Source organism: Salsuginibacillus kocurii DSM 18087 (assembly GCF_000377705.1).
Taxonomy (GTDB): Bacteria; Bacillota; Bacilli; order Bacillales; family Marinococcaceae; genus Salsuginibacillus; species Salsuginibacillus kocurii.
Genome location: NZ_KB898630.1, coordinates 24,797 through 41,111 on the forward strand (window position 1 = coordinate 24,797; position 16,315 = coordinate 41,111).

A 16,315-nucleotide genomic window follows, 5' to 3' on the forward strand; every position below is an offset into this window, starting at 1 on the left:
GGGCCAATAGAATAACTCACAAGAGCCTGCCCGATGCGGGCAGGCTCTTGTTTATCATACTTCTTCTCCTTGTACTTTTATCAATAGATAAGAAAGACAGGCTGAGAAGATAAAAGGGGGAAGGAACATGTCTAATGTCACCAGAAATTTTTTCTTATTTCTTTCTCAAAACAAAGCCTTAAACAACAGCGCGAAAAAATGGGGACTCCGTCTCGGTGCCTCTAAAGTAGTAGCTGGTGTAACCATTGAAGAAGCTATGACTTCGATTCAAACCTTAAATCAATCTGGTCTTAAGGCCACAGTAGACCATCTAGGCGAATTTGTCACCGAAGCCAATGAAGCGGAAGAAGCAAGAAAAGCTTGTATTGAAATTATTGAAGCCATTCACAGCCAACAAATCGACTCACAGATTTCAGTTAAGCTTACAAAGCTTGGGCTCGATATTAGCCCTGACCTATGTATGGACAACATGCGCAGCATTCTAGATGCAGCAAAAGATACAGGAAATTTTATTAATATCGATATGGAAGACTATGCCCGCTATCAAGCCACACTTGATATTTTGTTTGAATTACGAAATACGTATGATAATGTTGGTACCGTTCTGCAATCGTATTTGTACCGCGGCATGGAAGACTTAGACGACTTAAAAGGGATCCCGCTGCGAATTGTAAAAGGGGCTTACAAAGAAAACGAAGATGTCGCTATGCAAACAAAAGAAGCTATTGATGCTAATTTTCTCCGCATGATTCAAAAGCATTTGCTAAATGGCGGCTATACCGCAATAGCTACCCATGACCATCACATTATTGAAAATGTTAAAACGTTTACCACTGATAACGAAATACCAAAAGACCAGTTTGAATTTCAAATGTTATACGGCTTTCGTCATGAACTTCAGCTCGCCCTTGCTAAAGAAGGATATACATTTCGAACGTATGTGCCGTTTGGGAAAGACTGGTACGGCTATTTTATGCGGCGCTTGGCTGAACGGCCTCAAAATGTGGCTTTTGCTGTACGAGGCATGCTGTCAAAGTAAACTACCAGACACTTGCTCATATTCAGATAAACTATGCTTCAAGCTGGCTGGTTACCAATCAGCTTGAAGTCACTCTCTCTAAGGCGTGAAATTCTCTTATAATTTCCCCAATAACCACCGCCAATGGCACAGCTATGATTAAACCAACTACCCCGCCTAACTCAAAACCAGCCATAAGAGCTAGCAGAATAATGAGAGGATGCAAATGCACACTTTTTCCCACAATATATGGAGAAAGCAGGTTGCTCTCAACTTGTTGGATGATAAACAAAATGACTCCTGTCCAGGCCACTAATGAAAGAGATTGAGTAGCAGCCCCGACTAGTGCAGGAGCTGCTCCAAGTAGAGGACCTACGTAGGGGATCAAGTCAAACAGCCCAATTACAAGCCCAAATAAAAGAGCATGAGGTACTCCAATTAGCCAAAGCCCCAAAATCGCAAGCCCCCCTACACATGCTGAAACAATTAATTGTCCGCGAATGTAGCCTCCGAGGGCTCGGTCTACAGCTCGAATCAAACGCTCACCCTCTTCTTCCTTTTTCGAAGGAATAAATCGTTTGGCAAGCCGTTCAAATGCTCGTACGTCTTTAAGTAAATAAAATACAATAAAAGGGATTAAAAATAGGAACACAATACCTTCTACCATAACCGGCCAATGATCTACTAAGTGAACTGCGTGTTCTTCTAAAGCATTCCCGCCTTCATGCAGCCAATCAAAAATCGCATGATGAAGGTTCTCCGGCAAGACCTCAATCTGCTCTTTTATTTCTTCTGCTTGATTTTCTACTGCAGAGATAAATGCGGGCAGTTTTACTGTCATTTCTTCTATTTGATGTAGTAGGCGAGGTCCAAATCCAATCACTCCCCCTGCTAATAAAGAAATAAAAAGGGTGTAAACCAATCCGATTGCTAAGGACCTGGGAATATGAAACCCCTCGAGCTTCGCAATAAAAGGATGAAGAAGATAAGCAATAACACCCGCTAGAAGAAACGGGACAATCAGTTTTATAACTCCCATTAATAAAGGTTGCCACCATTCCTGCAATAATTTCAGCAAACTAAAAGCGACAAGAATTAATAAAATCATCCATAACCTTTTGCTCCAACGGGTAGATGAAAATTCCATATTACTCACCTCGCCCTTAGTTTGCATCTTAAATGATGATTTCATGTGTCTTTCCTGCTGCAGAAAAAGAAGGGGGATGCAGCAGCTCACATCAATTACACATCAAGTGGCTACCCTTCTTTTAAAATAAACGCGGCCCTCTAATTGCAGGGCCGCGTTTATTTAGGTCAGCTGTTTTGACAACTGCTTTTGCATTTTTTGCCATCGTTTTCTCATGGCTCGCGTATTTAATTGCTTTGACCAAGTGGAGGTCATTGATCGCTTTTTATTATTTTGATTCCAGCGAGATAGAGCAGCTGTTGTAACTCCAGCAGCAACTATCGCCATTAATGCTCGTCCCATGTATCCAACCTCCCTGTCTGATTGGTTAGTCGGCTTCCGAAAACAAGTCATCTAAACAATCCAAGCTACCATCCTGGTCAACTTGAAACAAACTGACTCCATCGTTTGTCTTACGCCATTCAATGCAACAGTTCCAACAGTAATAATGATACACGCCGATTTTCCCTGTTTGTTTTGAGCTGCAATTTGGGCAATACACTCTTTCCACCTCTTTTATTTTAGCCTAGGACCAGTATAGGCAGGATAAAAAAGGCTTAAACACCCTGTGCAAAAAAGCTGAATGAACCCGCTTTTAAGCTTCTTATGATAAAATAAGCTCTTCTCGAACAAACAATCGGACGTACAATTAGTCTGCACCCCCGATTGTTTTTTCATGTATAGGAGAACTTTCCATACGGTCTGCTAGTAAAGACACCAACCTCGTATATCGGTTCCCGCTTGTTTTTGTGCGAATGGCATAGTCAAGTGCTTTCATCTCTCCGCACAGAATTAAATATTCCTTTGCCCTAGTAATGCCTGTATAAATGAGATTTCGTTTCAGCATGCGGCGGTAAGCCATCACCACTGGAGCGATCACAATTGGAAATTCACTCCCTTGTGCCTTATGAATCGAAGAACAGTAAGCAAGCGTAATTTGATTTAAATCCTTCTTTTCATACGTGATCTCTTTTCCTTCAAAAGAAATGACAATTTGCATTTTTTTATCGGCAGTTTCATTTGCTTTGAATATGGCTACAATTTCACCTCTGTCTCCATTATAGATCCCTTCTTCCGGTACATTGACAAGCTGGAGCACCATATCACCAGTACGATAAGTAGCTTCGCCATGAGCGACTTCACGTCGTCCTTCTTTTTCTGGATTGAATAATGCTTGCAGACGTTCATTCAAGGTATTGATACCAGCTGGACCTTTGTACATCGGTGCTAATACTTGAATCTCTTTCGCCGTATATCCTCGGTTTACCGCCCCGCTGCAGACGCGTTCCACTACAGCGATAACCTGTTCGGTTTGACAGTCGAAAAAACGGCGGTCTGACTTTGGTTCTGCTAAATCATCCGGCATTTCTCCAGCTTTTAGATGGTGGGCCATGTCAATGATGGAAGATCCTTCGGCCTGCCGGTATACAACAGAGAGCGCAACTGCTGGCAGCACATTAGCTTCCAATAGATCGCCAAGTACTTCGCCAGGACCAACAGATGGCAATTGATCTTCATCCCCTACAAGTATCACTTTCATGCCATCTGGAATGGCGCGAAACAATTGGTTCATGAGCCACATATCCACCATCGAGACCTCATCGATAATCAGCACATGACCGGCCAATGGATTTTCTTCGTGATGTTCAAGCGGTTCATCTTCTGCTTCTGTACCTTTATAGCCAAGCAAGCGGTGGATCGTATACGCGGGAAGGCCTGTCGTTTCTTTCATCCGCTTGGCTGCTCTTCCTGTCGGAGCAGCCAGAAGAACGGGAAACGGCTCTTTCTTATAATCCGCGGGCTCAAGCGAGAACCCTTCCAACCTTGCGTAAATGTCTACGATAGCCTGAATAACCGTCGTCTTTCCAGTACCAGGACCTCCGGTTAGGATCATTAACGGATTTTCAATGGCCGTGCGTATCGCTTCATGTTGTTTATCTGCATAGGTCATGTCAAACCGTTCTTCAGTTTCACCAAGTGCCTCTAAAAACGCTGCTTCCTCTAATCCTTCTTCATCTTCAGCTTGTTCCATTAATCTTGATATATGTGTGACAAAGCCTTTTTCCGCAAAATAGAGTGAGGGAAGATATACCCGTGTCTCATCGACAGCAAGCTTGCTCTCTTCGGCCAATTCCACAATGGCCTGAAGTAAATGTTCCTTTGTTAGCTCTGGAGTGTGGGCAGCCAAAAGCTGATAAGTCTCCTCCACTAGCTCGCCTTCTGGATAATATACGTGACCTTCCTGCATGGACTTTTCGTATAAACTGTACATTAACCCCGCTTTCAACCGTTCTGCATCAAGGGGGTCTATGCCAAGCTCTCTTCCGAGCATATCTGCTTTGTAAAAACCGATGCCCTCAACGTCCCAAACGAGCTGATAAGGATCTGCTTGAACCTTCTCCAACGTCTCTTCTTCATATGTATTGTAAATGCGTGTAGCTAAATCGAGACCAAACCCGTGCTGGGTCAAATATATCATTGCCCGCTCCATGCCCTGGTTTTCCATTAATGTGTCATGGATTTGTTTTTGTTTTTGCTCCTTTAAGCCTTCTACTTTTTGTAAGCATGCAGGGTCCGCCAAGATTTTCTGAACTGCTGTATCTCCTAAAGCTCCCACCACTGCTTCAGCAGTTTTGCGCCCTATTCCTGGAAAGCGGTCACTTGCTAAATATTGAATGACAGCGTCCACTCCGGTCGGCATCACTCGTTCAAATTGTTCCGCTTTAAACTGCACCCCGTACACCGGATGTTCAATCAGTCCACCATAAAAACAATAGGTTTCTTCTTCCTCTAAAGATGGAAAAGAGCCAACAACAGTTATCTGTTTTTCCTTTGGAGCGAATGAAGCTTCTTCGGGTTTGAGGTGAAGGACGCTGTAACCATTGTCCTGATTCCTAAAAAGCGTGCGGAGGATTTCCCCTTGAACAAACTCCATCTCCTCTTGTTGGGCTGTGCTTGACTCTTCTGCCATCTTGAAAGCCTCCCCGTATTACTTGCCTAACATGCCTTCAACTTGCTTCTTGCCATTAGCTGCAAGCACGTGATCTGGCTGAATGTTTAATGCTTCTTCAAATGCACGCAGAGCTCCTTTTGCATCATCTTTAAATGCATAAGCAACGCCAAGATTAAAATATGCATCCGCATGGTCTGGTACTTGCTCAATTAAGCGTTCGAACTCAGGAATCGCTTCATCCACATATTCAAGCTGAGCAAGGCAGAGGGCATAATAAAACCTTGCATCTTCATCTTCCGCCTCTTTATCAAGTGCTGTTTTCAACATCGGCATGGCCCGGTGTAAATCACCTAGCTCGTAGTGGCACATGCCAAGCATATAAAAAAGGCTGCCATCTTCCAATCCTGCTGTTTGTGCTTTTTGATAAGAGGTTAATGCTTCCGCGTATTTTTCATCATTATATAATACATTCCCGGCTCCGTACCAGGCACTCGCTTGCGTGGAATCAAGCTCAGTTGCTTTTTGAAAAAAGGACATTGCTTTTTCCGGTTCTCCTACTGAAGCTAACAAATTGCCAAAATTCGTATATGAAACTGGGTCTTCTGGGTTTTGTTCGATAGCTTCATGTAAAAGTTCGGCTGCTTCTTCCATTTTTCCTTCTTGCAGTTTTTCGACTGCTTTTTTATTTAACTCACTCATGCCTTCTCCTCCTCATACTCCTGTGATTCTATTTGCAAGGAGCAGTTTATCAAACATACATTGGCTGGTAAAAGAGAAAATCGAAAAAAGGAAAGCGCTACGCTTTCACGCTTTCCTTTTCTTTTACAACTTGTTCAATTGTCCCACCGCCAAGACAAATTTCTCCGTCATACAAAACGACAGCTTGGCCCGGTGTTACAGCCCGTTGTGGCTCAATAAATTCGATATAGCGCTCTCCATTTTCATCTGGGTGTACGATTACTTCCTGGTCGGGCTGACGGTATCTAAATTTAGCAGTGCAGCGTTTCGGTTCCTCGCTGGCCAAATCTTCATTTACCCAATTCATATTTGCTGCGTATAAGCCGACCGAATATAAACCTGGATGGTGGTAGCCTTGCCCTACAATTAGAATGTTTCTTTCCAGGTCTTTATCCAATACAAACCAGGGCTCTCCGGATCCACCAATTCCCAGTCCTTGTCTTTGCCCGAGGGTATAATACATCAGCCCTTCATGTGTGCCTTTCACTTCACCGGCTGGAGTCTGCATTTCACCAGGCTGGGCAGGAATGTAGGTTTTGAGAAATTCTTTAAAATTCCTTTCCCCGATAAAACAAATTCCGGTGCTGTCTTTCTTTTCCGCCGTCGCCAGGCCATGTTCTTTTGCTTTTTCACGGACTTCAGCTTTTGTCATATGGCCAAGTGGAAACATCACATGTTTTAATTGTCCGTTTGTTAACTGACTCAAAAAGTACGTTTGGTCCTTATTATGGTCAACGCCTCTAGCCATTTGCACTTCTTCTTCCGCAGGACGCAAAACTTGCGCATAGTGGCCTGTTGCCAAGTAATCAGCACCTAGAGAAAGGGCATGATCAAGAAACGCCCGAAACTTAATTTCCTTATTACAAACGATATCTGGATTAGGGGTGCGCCCTGCTTTATATTCCTCTAAGAAATACGTAAAGACTTGATCCCAATACTGCTTCTCAAAATTCACAGCATAGTAAGGAATATCAATTTCATTACAAACACGGATTACATCTTCATAATCTTGGGTGGCTGTGCAAACACCAAATTCATCGGTATCATCCCAGTTTTTCATAAAAATCCCTATGACTTCATAGCCTTGTTCTTTTAACATCAAAGCTGCTACTGACGAATCCACCCCGCCGCTCATCCCGACTACAACCCGAATATCTTTATTTGCTTTCATGGTCGTCCCTCCTTTCTCGATACGAACTAAACTTACTCTTGGGGGCATTTTATTTTATCGTTTCCTGTGACAGGAAGCTATTTAATTGCTTATAGCTTTTGTGTTTACTTAGCTTGCAGTCGTTCTGTTACTTTCTTTAAAACTTGAGCAATTTTCTCGGCTTCTTCCTCGGTATTTTGATAGCCGAAACTAAAACGTACAGAACTGTAAATACGCTCTTCTTGCCCATACATAGCATAAAGCACATGTGAAGGTTCTATTGACCCAGCTGTACAAGCAGAACCGCTGGAAACTGCCACCCCTTCAAGATCAAGATTCATCAGCAATTGCTCAACCGGTATACCCGGAAAATAAACATTCACAATGTGAGGTAAACGTTTTGCTCGTTCAGCATTTACTTCATGGGCTACTTCATTTTCCTTCAATGCTTTCAAAAAGGCATCTGCCACTTGAACATAAGTCTGTTCCCGCTCTGTTCGTTCCTCCATTAAGAGCGTAACAGCTTTCGCAAAACCAGCCATTGCCGGCACGTTTTCAGTCCCCGCTCTTCTTTTTCGTTCTTGTTCTCCACCTTTTAAAGCAGCTTCTAGTCTAACGGAGGGCCCTACATAAAGAAAACCGGCTCCTTTTGGCCCGTTAATTTTATGAGCAGAGGCGGTCAGTAAATCGACAGGCAGTGATGTCACATCAAGAGAGACACTTCCATAAACTTGAACTGCATCGGTATGAAAGGCAATCTCAAGTGGTTCTAAATAAGAGGCAATCTCTTCGACAGGCTGCATAGCGCCTGTTTCGTTATTTCCATACATTACGCTGACTAGAATAGTATCTTCACGTACTGCTTCCTGAAGGTCTTGAAGTGAAACGATACCTTCTTCATTAACAGACAAATAAGTCACTTCAAATCCCCGTGCTTCTAAGTGTTCACACGGGTGAAGAACAGCATGGTGTTCAATTTGTGTTGTAATAATATGCTTTCCCCGCTCTTGGTTTGCTTCAGCATAACCAATGATAGCTAAATTATTAGCTTCTGTGCCACCACTTGTTAAAATGATCTCTTCTGAGTTGGCATGAATGGAAGTAGCTATGACACGGCGAGCCTGATCGAGCGTTTTTCTTGCTTCTCTTCCAAATTGATGAATGCTTGACGGGTTGCCAAACCCGCTTTGCATATGCGGGATGACCTCGTCAACGACTTCAGGACGAACTGGAGTCGTTGCCGCATGATCCGCATAGATCGCTTGCATGTTGTCACCTGCTTTCTAAACTTCTGCCACCACAAGAAGGATGTGCTAGATATAAAACATATAATATTCCTGTTCGCCTGTGTCTTCATACGTAGCCAGGTCGTTCAGTGTAGTGGAATCAAGTACATCTTTTACTGCATCACGGATTTTAATCCATAAATCTCTTTTAGCCGGTTCTTCATCATCGACCACTTCTACCGGGCTGATGGGACCTTCTAAAACACGGATAATATCGCCAGCTGTAATCTCTTCAGGCTCTTTTGCCAACATATACCCGCCGTATGCCCCTCTGACACTTTTTACATACGTAGCATTTCGCAAGGGAGCAATTAACTGCTCCAAGTAATGTTCAGATAGGTTATGATCTTTGGCAATCGACTTTAGAGAAGTTGGTCCTTCACCGTGCTTTTTCGCTAATGCGATCATAATCGTGAGCCCGTAGCGCCCTTTTGTTGATATTTTCATCCTTGTCACCTCTTTCAAGAAGTCGCGTGACTGCAGCTTGACATTGGGGCATGGCTTTACCTACTACATGCCCAATTCCTACAGAAAATAATATCGTACCAATAAAGACTGGACCTCCCAGCAACCAGCCGACGGCCAACACAGCAATTTCCATAACGCCGCGGACGCGGGATACGTTCCAGCCTGTTTTCTCTTTAATGGCAAGCATGAGAGAATCTCTAGGTCCTGCACCGCAATTTGGGGCAATATAGAGTCCAATCCCATAGCCCATAATTATAATACCAGCCAGCAGCATAAGAAAACGAAAAACCATACTGTCCGGCGTGCTTAAAGTCAGTAAAAATATATCAATAAAAACCCCGACTAGCAACATATTGATAATTCCGCCAGCCTGAGGTCTTTCTTTCATCATCAGCGAAGTTACGCCTATGATGACAATCCCAACTATAATACTCCATGAGCCAACTGTTAAGCCAAACTGTGTCGTTAAACCGATATGCAGTACGTCCCAGGGAGCACTACCAAGCTCAGCTTGAATCATTAAAGCAACCCCAAAAGACATTACGACCAAGCCTACCATAAAAATAAGCCAGCGCAACATCAAATGACCTTGCTTTCTTTTACGCGTCTCCACATGCACCCTTCTCTCTCTCTACTATTAAATTCGTAGTCATTATAGCACGAATTACCTGCTTTTCACAGTTTGCTAACTCTTGGTTAGAAGGTTAAAATACGACTAATACGAAAAATCGAGGGCTAGAGACGCTTGATTTTTGAAAAGCAGAGTAGCGGAAGATTCATTCAGCACTTATAACGCATGTAGAAAAGACAGGAGCGATGTCTTCGTGACAAGTCAACCTCTCGCTTATCGGTTAAGGCCGACGAGCATTGAAACGATTTTAGGCCAAACGCATTTAATCGGACAAGGGAAAATGATTGAACGAATGGTGCGTGCGCGTAAGCTTAGTTCAATGATTTTATTCGGGCCGCCTGGAACAGGAAAAACCTCGATTGCCAGAGCCATTGCCGGCAGCACAGACACACCTTACAAAATGCTTAATGCCGTCACAAATAACAAAAAAGATATGGAAATAGCAGTTGAAGAAGCAAAAATATCAAACCAGTTAATTGTGATCATGGACGAGGTCCACCGCTTGGATAAAACGAAGCAAGATTTTCTGCTGCCTCACCTGGAAAAAGGCTTGCTTATCATGATTGGAGCTACCACCGCCAACCCTTATCACAGCATGAACCCAGCTTTGCGCAGCCGTTGTCATTTATATGAAGTCTATCGACCGGAACCAGCTGACATAGAAGCCATAGTAAAACGGGCGGTGGACTACCTTGAAAATGAAAATAATCAAAAGATTGACCTGACTGCTGAAGCTTTAGAGCACTTGGCTGTGTCTTCAGGTGGGGATATGCGCACAGCCGTAAATGCACTCGAGTTGGCCGTGCTTTCAAGCGACACCGATGACTCCAATACACTTAACATCGACTTGGAAACAGCTTCTGAATGTATCCAGAAAAAACAATTTAATCATGATAAAGATGGAGACATGCATTACGATGTACTATCTGCCTTTCAGAAATCCATTCGCGGCAGTGATCCTGATGCAGCTCTTCATTACTTAAGCCGCTTGATTGAAGCAGGTGACCTTATAAGCATTGGACGCCGCCTCATCGTTACAGCGTATGAAGACATTGGGCTCGCCAATCCGCAGGCAGGAAGCCATGCCCTTCATGCGGTGGAAGCAGCTGAACGGCTTGGCTTTCCAGAAGCCCGCATTCCGCTTGCTAATGCAGTCATTGAGCTTTGTCTTTCTCCAAAATCAAATAGCGCTTATCAAGCATTAGACCGAGCAAGTGCCGAGTTAAAACACACAGGCACGCCTGAAATTCCACTCCACTTAAAAGATGCCCATTATAAAGGAGCCTCTGACCTAGGACGGGGCAATGAGTACCTTTATCCTCATCATTTTGAAAGCGGCTGGGTCCAGCAACAGTATATGCCGGATAAGCTGAAGCGGAAACAATATTACGAACCAAAATCTAACAGCAAGTTCGAAAAGGCTTTTAAAGAAGTGTATGATAAAATAAAAGCCTCCAAAAACATTTGAGTCCACAGTTCTCATGGTATCCCATTCTTATCTAATCATATGTAAGCAAAGATTTTGCAATAAAAAACAAGGCCCTCCTTCGAAGAAAAAGGGCCTTGTTTTCAATTAAGCGTTGGATACCTCTATTATTCGGTCAGCTTGTGGCAAGAAAAAATCTACTGTTGTACGTTCCTCGAGTTCACTATTTACTTGAAGCCGCCCTCCCGCTTCTTCAATAATTTGTTCACAGCTCATCATTCCAAGTCCAGTTCCGTGTTCTTTAGTAGTAAAGAAAGGTGTTCCGATTTGAGAAAGAGTGGCTGGGTCCATCCCCTTTCCGGTATCAACTATCCTAACCTGAACCATCCCCTCCTGGCTGGCTTTTGTATCAATGCTCAACGCCTTGCCTATTTCTATGGCCTTTATCGCATTACTTAACACATTCACTACCACTTGCTGAAATTTTGAAGCTTCTCCTGCTACTTTAGGTATTTCCTGAAGGTGAATACGAAATGTAAGCTCCTTTTTCCTAATAAGCGGCTCATATAAGATGAGAGCTTCTTCTAACATTTTATTCATATCAGTACTTTCCTCAGTGTTGCGGCTTTTTTATCGTATGAATATCAAAAAATGACCTGACGAAACAGTTGGAACAGGCAATGTTTGTGTTCACCAGAAATTTGGCGGTCGGGACGGATGAGACGATAACCAATCGTTTAATGGACGTTTAGCTTCTAGCCCAAAATCCTGTAGTTTCGGATGAAACAAGTTCTAATATAGAAGTGCAGCAAGAGTTTAGTACATTTGTGACCAATCAAGAAGACTATAATAGTGTAATTCTCACCGATATAAATGGTAGGATGCCCATTGATTTTGGGAGAATATTTCAGGGTATGATATGTCAAACCGCACTTGGTTTGAAAAGATCAACGAGCATGAATAATGGCTTTCAGAGATGTATATGCCAGAGGTGCTTAGCCGCCCGATTATGCCCTTCGCATCTTCAGTTCATAATCAAGAAAATGAAGAGATTGGTTACATAGCTGCTTCTTATAACGTAGAAAAAATAGTAGAAAAGATTGAAGGATTTAATGCTCAAACAAGAGAGTTTGGCATTGATGGCTATGCCTTTATGCTAAATGAAGACGGGGAGTACATAGCTCACCCGCAAGAAAATAAGGTATTGCAAGAAAACATCTTGAAGAGGCTGAGATTGATAAAGAACTATTGAACCATGTCAGCCAGGCAGATGAGTTATTGTATCGAGAGGACAATAACTCGAAAAACTCGCTTGCTAAGCTTGACCACATGCCGGGGTTTACAAATGATTGGTATATAGGTGTTTCTGTTACTGAAGATGAACTTTAAGTTCCGCTGCAAGAGCTATTGTGGAAATATATCGTTTTATTTGGGGTCGTGATAATGGCCTTAAAGACATATGGGAAAACGATTGAACAATTGAGTGCTCAATCTAAAGCTTGGCGCGATATTTTCAGCAATTACGGCAACCTGCAACATAATTACAAGTAGTTGATTTTTGAGAGTTTTCAAAAACAGTCGTCCTCACTTTAAAGCGTTTAATAAAGAATGTTCGTCAGAAAAGAAAAGCATAGCAAATGGTAGCTATCGCACCAACCATGCATAATGATTTATAGGGCTCAATTTCTATCTTTTGTTTCCGTGGCAAACATAGCCTCGGCTCATCATAATATCAATCCTTTCGAACCACAAGAACTTTTCACTATTTTAAAAGGTATATTTTCCTAACGTTCTGCCCATGATAGAACCATAATTTAAGAACGTTGAAAAGGAGAGATATGATGAAAGTTAGACAAGATGCATGGTCCCACGAAGATGATCGACTATTAGCCACTACCGTTCTACGCCACATAAAAGAAGGAAGCACTCAGTTACAAGCTTTTGAAGAAGTTGGTGATCTTTTAAACCGTACGTCAGCAGCTTGTGGCTTTAGATGGAACGCTGTAATTCGTTCCCGTCATGAACATGACGTTGCCGAGGCAAAAAGAGAACGAAAGCAACGACAAAGGAAGCATGCGAAAGAAGCATCGCCTTTTCTCCGCAACCAACCTGTAGTTAATGAAACGAAAGCTTCAACTGCCCTTAGTTTTGATGAAGTAATCTCTTTTTTACAAACAATGAAAGAAGAACAACCTGCTCAACAAAGTGAACTAGAAAATGCACTTTATTCCTTACAACAAGAAAATGAACAACTTAAATCAAAAATTCAACAAATGGAACAGGAAAATCTAACAGTACAAAAGGATTACCAAACCATGCTAGCTATATTAGACCGAGCCAGAAATCTTTCAAACAACCCTTCTCAAATTGATAGCCAGGAAGATACTAAACTTCCAATTAACCGAGAAGGGAATGTAGACTTAGACCCCTTTAAATTTCTAAACGACAGCCACCTCTCCACCTCATCGTGATAGAAATGTGGAGGGTGCTTTGCTCAGATGCGACACGTTTTTCTAGTACTGCATAGAGGTACCCTGCAACTTGGAGTCAATACTAGAAAAATACTCCATCCGCTAGCATCGGTGTCACCTATAACAGCGAACCAGATGTCCATTGTGCTTGTTAATTGTATGTTCTGCGTAAAAAAACGGCCTTATGTTCATCCAAGGCTGTCGCAACCATTGCAGTGTGAAGCTAAACTACTTCAGCTTCCAAAAAAGCATCAGCCCAAACAAAATCCTGCTATCAAAAAACTGGCTCTTCAAAAAAGGGGAGCCAGTTTTAATACTTATGCAGTTTGGTCATTTTTCTCGGAAACGTCAATCAGTTCCGCCTCCATAATATAGCGTTCAGGTGCAGGACCTATATATGAGAAGGGATAGCATGTTGTCAGCGTCAGCGTTGGGTCATCTTTTTTTACAATAACTGAACGGTCGTCTGCATCAGTGATCCAAATATCACGAATTTGATACTCATACGTCTGACCATCATAATTCACGTACAGACGGTCGCCAATATCTAATTCGCCCATTTCACTAAATACAGTATCTCTATGGCCTGAAAGCACAGTATGTCTCATTCCATCGGGAGGGGTCGTGTATTCACTTACGTGGTTTCCTACCCCTTGCTCAAGCGTGGCGTCATCTGTGCCCCAATAAACTGGATAAATTTGATCAAGAGCTGGAACCACCAATTCGGCCATTTCTTCGCCTTGTTCGTACGTATACTCTTTTTCATAAGGGTCTTCTTCCGGCTCTTCGTACCCAGTTTCTTCTTCTGCTTGTTCTTCTGCTAAAAGTTTATCCAATTCTTTTGTACTGTACATTTCCTGTTCTTCATTGTCGTCCCAATCATCACTTACCGACCGCGCCGCCTCCGAATCTTCAACTACTCCAGAACTCCCGCCTAACCATTGCCACCCACTGAAGCCAGCAATACTGATTCCAGCTGCTAAAACAATGATGGCGAACTTATTCTTCATTCTGGCTCCCTCCAATAATTTCATTTTTTCATTTCTCTTATCTTATCACATAGAGATTAAGAAAAGCAGGCACCTAGGCCTGCTTCGCTTAAATTTGATACTTTTGTCTCTTCCGGGAATGAAGGGAAGTTACTGCTTATACCTATATTACGCAGTTTGACGGCGTTTCATAAGCATAAAGGCTCCAAGACCTGCCATCAAAGCACCAAAGAGAAGACCCATTGGATAAGAAGTCGCTGTTTCTGGTAGCTCGTCTCCTTCTTCATCCTCTTCTTCCTCGTCTTCTTCTTCGTCCTCGTCTACTTCGTCCTCATCTTCATCTAAGTCTTCGATTTCTTCTCCGTTGTCGTCATCTAAGTCGTCTTCATCTTCATCTTCTTCCCCAAACGCAATTGTTGCATTTGCCAAAGTCAGCCCAATCATAAAGATGAAGGCGATCAATCCCATCCATACAGACTTCATGTTAAAATCAAAACTTCCTGCTGTCATACCATCTAACCTCCCATATTATATTAACTTAAAAACCTTAAGAACCACATTAGAAACGATTACGCAGTTTGACGGCGTTTCATAAGCATAAAGGCTCCAAGACCTACCATCAACGCACCAAAGAGAAGACCCATTGGATAAGAAGTCGCTGTTTCTGGTAGCTCGTCTCCTTCTTCATCCTCTTCTTCCTCGTCTTCTTCTTCGTCCTCGTCTAATTCGTCTTCATCTTCGTCCAATTCTTCGATTTCTTCTCCGTTGTCGTCATCTAAGTCGTCTTCATCTTCATCTTCTTCCCCAAACGCAATTGTTGCATTTGCCAAGGTAAGTCCGATCATAAAAATGAACGCGACCAATCCCATCCATACAGACTTCATGTTGAAATCAAAACTTCCTGCTGTCATAAGATGTAAACCTCCTCTTAAAATTGGATTCATTTTACTTATAACCAAATTAGTTAAATTTTAGTCATTAACAACTAAATGGATTTATTTTAAGGTAAATAATTTGCGCTGCCCAATTAATATTTCATTCTCACTTCCTCTTTGCGTGAGCCCCCTGCTATTAAGCTAGAGGGCTCACAAACTTCCCTCTTTCCCCTTCTTCTGTTAAGTTACCCTCCCTATCCTAGTTGAAACGGAAATACACACTTTTGTTTGAAAATTAAAACAAATTAAGTTGCAGTCCTTGTGTAGCACATATCAGCTGTTCTATCTTTCCTACCTCCATCAAAAAAGGCTTCTCCATATAACGGAGAAGCCTGGTTGTTTAATTATTTTTGAAAGAAAAGGAAGAGTCCCGTAGTGCCGTATGACTAACTCGATTTGAAGCCTGCCTCGGCAGGTGGGTGCTTTGCTCCACTCTTTGTACGTCCTCATGGTAGTGAGGCGTGTACTCCGAGTAGAAACGTCAAGCTCCCTAGATTAAAGTGTTGGCTCAAAACGGTAAGAGTTTTACGAACACCTCAGGACTCTTCGTTTGTATATATAATATAGCATTTCATGTTTTTAAGGTCAATACCATTGTATATAATTACTGAATATTCCCAAAACAGTAACAATTATTATTGTTTTCCTACACTCGCTCTTTTTTGTATACTTTTTGTATAGGAGGGGATTTAGTTGACTGTACTAAAAGAACAGCCCGTTGTTCATCCCGTACAAAAAATTGGCTGGACTACAAAATACACAGAGGAAGAACATGACACGATGCAACTATGTAAAGATGGGATTTATACTTCGGTCTCAAGGTACAATATTAAAGATGTTTTGGATATGTCTTACCGGCATGAACCTAATCAAATTGGCTTTCTTTACTTACACACGATAAAAGGAGTGCGTACATATTATGTGCGTGATAACCCCCAGGATTTTGTCGAAACCTTCCGCGAATATCGAAAAAAATTAGATACGGATTAAAAAAGCTGTCCCCGCAGCCGTTCAAATTGGACGACTATGGGACAGCTCTCTCCGATTTCTTCATTAGAAATCAT

The 16,315-nt window shown here is 42.4% G+C and carries 18 protein-coding genes and 1 other RNA gene; 5 read left to right on the forward strand and 14 right to left on the reverse strand.

Annotated features, from left to right (window positions below; all coding sequences use genetic code 11):
- The first annotated feature begins 127 nt into the window (after positions 1–127).
- A complete protein-coding gene (locus tag D469_RS0114520; RefSeq protein ID WP_018924133.1) occupies positions 128–1,039 on the forward strand; it encodes a proline dehydrogenase family protein in 912 nt (303 codons plus the stop codon).
- A gap of 58 nt (positions 1,040–1,097) precedes the next feature.
- Here the strand turns inward: D469_RS0114520 and D469_RS20475 are convergent, their stop codons facing one another.
- The 9 genes from D469_RS20475 to D469_RS0114560 form a co-directional block, all read right to left on the reverse strand.
- Positions 1,098–2,210 (reverse strand): AI-2E family transporter, encoded by a 1,113-nt coding sequence (locus D469_RS20475; RefSeq protein ID WP_083910829.1) that lies wholly within the window; start codon positions 2,208–2,210, stop codon positions 1,098–1,100.
- A gap of 117 nt (positions 2,211–2,327) precedes the next feature.
- Positions 2,328–2,507: a hypothetical protein gene (locus tag D469_RS0114530; protein WP_018924135.1), complete on the reverse strand. Its 180-nt coding sequence runs from the start codon at positions 2,505–2,507 to the stop codon at positions 2,328–2,330.
- 25 nt (positions 2,508–2,532) lie between these two features.
- Positions 2,533–2,706, reverse strand: a complete 174-nt coding sequence (locus D469_RS21745) for a hypothetical protein (RefSeq protein WP_205621074.1) — start codon at positions 2,704–2,706, stop codon at positions 2,533–2,535.
- A gap of 147 nt (positions 2,707–2,853) precedes the next feature.
- Complete coding sequence (gene recD2 / locus D469_RS0114535; protein ID WP_018924136.1) at positions 2,854–5,175, reverse strand: SF1B family DNA helicase RecD2; 2,322 nt, start codon at positions 5,173–5,175, stop codon at positions 2,854–2,856.
- A gap of 18 nt (positions 5,176–5,193) precedes the next feature.
- A complete protein-coding gene (locus D469_RS0114540) occupies positions 5,194–5,856 on the reverse strand; it encodes a tetratricopeptide repeat protein (protein WP_018924137.1) in 663 nt (220 codons plus the stop codon).
- Positions 5,857–5,953: 97 nt separating this feature from the next.
- A complete protein-coding gene (mnmA, locus tag D469_RS0114545; protein ID WP_018924138.1) occupies positions 5,954–7,066 on the reverse strand; it encodes a tRNA 2-thiouridine(34) synthase MnmA in 1,113 nt (370 codons plus the stop codon).
- Positions 7,067–7,170: 104 nt separating this feature from the next.
- The gene (locus D469_RS0114550; RefSeq protein WP_018924139.1) at positions 7,171–8,313 is read right to left on the reverse strand and encodes a cysteine desulfurase family protein; all 1,143 of its coding nucleotides are present in this window, start codon (positions 8,311–8,313) and stop codon (positions 7,171–7,173) included.
- A gap of 45 nt (positions 8,314–8,358) precedes the next feature.
- Positions 8,359–8,778 (reverse strand): cysteine metabolism transcriptional regulator CymR, encoded by a 420-nt coding sequence (gene cymR, locus D469_RS0114555; protein WP_026286258.1) that lies wholly within the window; start codon positions 8,776–8,778, stop codon positions 8,359–8,361.
- Positions 8,711–9,412 (reverse strand): DUF6198 family protein, encoded by a 702-nt coding sequence (locus tag D469_RS0114560; protein ID WP_018924141.1) that lies wholly within the window; start codon positions 9,410–9,412, stop codon positions 8,711–8,713. The genes cymR and D469_RS0114560 overlap by 68 nt, the downstream gene beginning before the upstream one ends.
- Before the next feature lie 211 nt (positions 9,413–9,623).
- Between D469_RS0114560 and D469_RS0114565 the strand changes: the two genes are divergently transcribed.
- Complete coding sequence (locus D469_RS0114565; RefSeq protein ID WP_018924142.1) at positions 9,624–10,898, forward strand: replication-associated recombination protein A; 1,275 nt, start codon at positions 9,624–9,626, stop codon at positions 10,896–10,898.
- 105 nt (positions 10,899–11,003) lie between these two features.
- Here D469_RS0114565 and D469_RS0114570 read toward each other — a convergent pair whose 3' ends face one another.
- Positions 11,004–11,456 carry a sensor histidine kinase gene (locus tag D469_RS0114570; RefSeq protein WP_018924143.1) on the reverse strand — a complete coding sequence of 151 codons (453 nt, stop codon included), beginning with the start codon at positions 11,454–11,456 and terminating at the stop codon, positions 11,004–11,006.
- 376 nt (positions 11,457–11,832) lie between these two features.
- Between D469_RS0114570 and D469_RS0114575 the strand changes: the two genes are divergently transcribed.
- Positions 11,833–12,108: a cache domain-containing protein gene (locus D469_RS0114575; RefSeq protein ID WP_156817007.1), complete on the forward strand. Its 276-nt coding sequence runs from the start codon at positions 11,833–11,835 to the stop codon at positions 12,106–12,108.
- A gap of 586 nt (positions 12,109–12,694) precedes the next feature.
- A complete protein-coding gene (locus tag D469_RS20480) occupies positions 12,695–13,327 on the forward strand; it encodes an RsfA family transcriptional regulator (protein WP_240473350.1) in 633 nt (210 codons plus the stop codon).
- 317 nt (positions 13,328–13,644) lie between these two features.
- On the opposite strand, the gene D469_RS0114590 is transcribed toward D469_RS20480, so the two are convergent.
- The 4 genes from D469_RS0114590 to ssrS form a co-directional block, all read right to left on the reverse strand.
- Positions 13,645–14,337, reverse strand: a complete 693-nt coding sequence (locus D469_RS0114590; RefSeq protein ID WP_018924147.1) for a class D sortase — start codon at positions 14,335–14,337, stop codon at positions 13,645–13,647.
- 147 nt (positions 14,338–14,484) lie between these two features.
- Positions 14,485–14,826: an LPXTG cell wall anchor domain-containing protein gene (locus tag D469_RS0114595; protein WP_026286259.1), complete on the reverse strand. Its 342-nt coding sequence runs from the start codon at positions 14,824–14,826 to the stop codon at positions 14,485–14,487.
- A gap of 59 nt (positions 14,827–14,885) precedes the next feature.
- Positions 14,886–15,227, reverse strand: coding sequence for an LPXTG cell wall anchor domain-containing protein (locus D469_RS0114600; RefSeq protein ID WP_026286260.1), 342 nt, complete (start codon positions 15,225–15,227; stop codon positions 14,886–14,888).
- Positions 15,228–15,614: 387 nt separating this feature from the next.
- Positions 15,615–15,797: non-coding RNA, 6S RNA (gene ssrS / locus D469_RS21750), on the reverse strand.
- A gap of 147 nt (positions 15,798–15,944) precedes the next feature.
- Here ssrS and D469_RS0114605 point away from each other — a divergent pair.
- Positions 15,945–16,241 carry a hypothetical protein gene (locus tag D469_RS0114605; RefSeq protein WP_018924148.1) on the forward strand — a complete coding sequence of 99 codons (297 nt, stop codon included), beginning with the start codon at positions 15,945–15,947 and terminating at the stop codon, positions 16,239–16,241.
- Positions 16,242–16,315 lie beyond the last annotated feature (74 nt).

What these genes read in the sequence shown, in the direction of transcription:
- D469_RS0114595 (WP_026286259.1), bottom strand. Translation starts at nt 14,826, where the DNA reads ATGACAGCAGGAAGTTTTGATTTTAACATGAAGTCTGTATGGATGGGA.
- D469_RS0114520 (WP_018924133.1), top strand. Translation starts at nt 128, where the DNA reads ATGTCTAATGTCACCAGAAATTTTTTCTTATTTCTTTCTCAAAACAAA.
- D469_RS0114590 (WP_018924147.1), bottom strand. Translation starts at nt 14,337, where the DNA reads ATGAAGAATAAGTTCGCCATCATTGTTTTAGCAGCTGGAATCAGTATT.
- cymR (WP_026286258.1), bottom strand. Translation starts at nt 8,778, where the DNA reads ATGAAAATATCAACAAAAGGGCGCTACGGGCTCACGATTATGATCGCA.
- D469_RS0114530 (WP_018924135.1), bottom strand. Translation starts at nt 2,507, where the DNA reads ATGGGACGAGCATTAATGGCGATAGTTGCTGCTGGAGTTACAACAGCT.
- D469_RS20480 (WP_240473350.1), top strand. Translation starts at nt 12,695, where the DNA reads ATGATGAAAGTTAGACAAGATGCATGGTCCCACGAAGATGATCGACTA.
- D469_RS0114600 (WP_026286260.1), bottom strand. Translation starts at nt 15,227, where the DNA reads ATGACAGCAGGAAGTTTTGATTTCAACATGAAGTCTGTATGGATGGGA.
- mnmA (WP_018924138.1), bottom strand. Translation starts at nt 7,066, where the DNA reads ATGAAAGCAAATAAAGATATTCGGGTTGTAGTCGGGATGAGCGGCGGG.
- D469_RS20475 (WP_083910829.1), bottom strand. Translation starts at nt 2,210, where the DNA reads ATGAAATCATCATTTAAGATGCAAACTAAGGGCGAGGTGAGTAATATG.
- D469_RS0114570 (WP_018924143.1), bottom strand. Translation starts at nt 11,456, where the DNA reads ATGAATAAAATGTTAGAAGAAGCTCTCATCTTATATGAGCCGCTTATT.
- D469_RS0114575 (WP_156817007.1), top strand. Translation starts at nt 11,833, where the DNA reads ATGTATATGCCAGAGGTGCTTAGCCGCCCGATTATGCCCTTCGCATCT.
- recD2 (WP_018924136.1), bottom strand. Translation starts at nt 5,175, where the DNA reads ATGGCAGAAGAGTCAAGCACAGCCCAACAAGAGGAGATGGAGTTTGTT.
- D469_RS0114550 (WP_018924139.1), bottom strand. Translation starts at nt 8,313, where the DNA reads ATGCAAGCGATCTATGCGGATCATGCGGCAACGACTCCAGTTCGTCCT.
- D469_RS0114540 (WP_018924137.1), bottom strand. Translation starts at nt 5,856, where the DNA reads ATGAGTGAGTTAAATAAAAAAGCAGTCGAAAAACTGCAAGAAGGAAAA.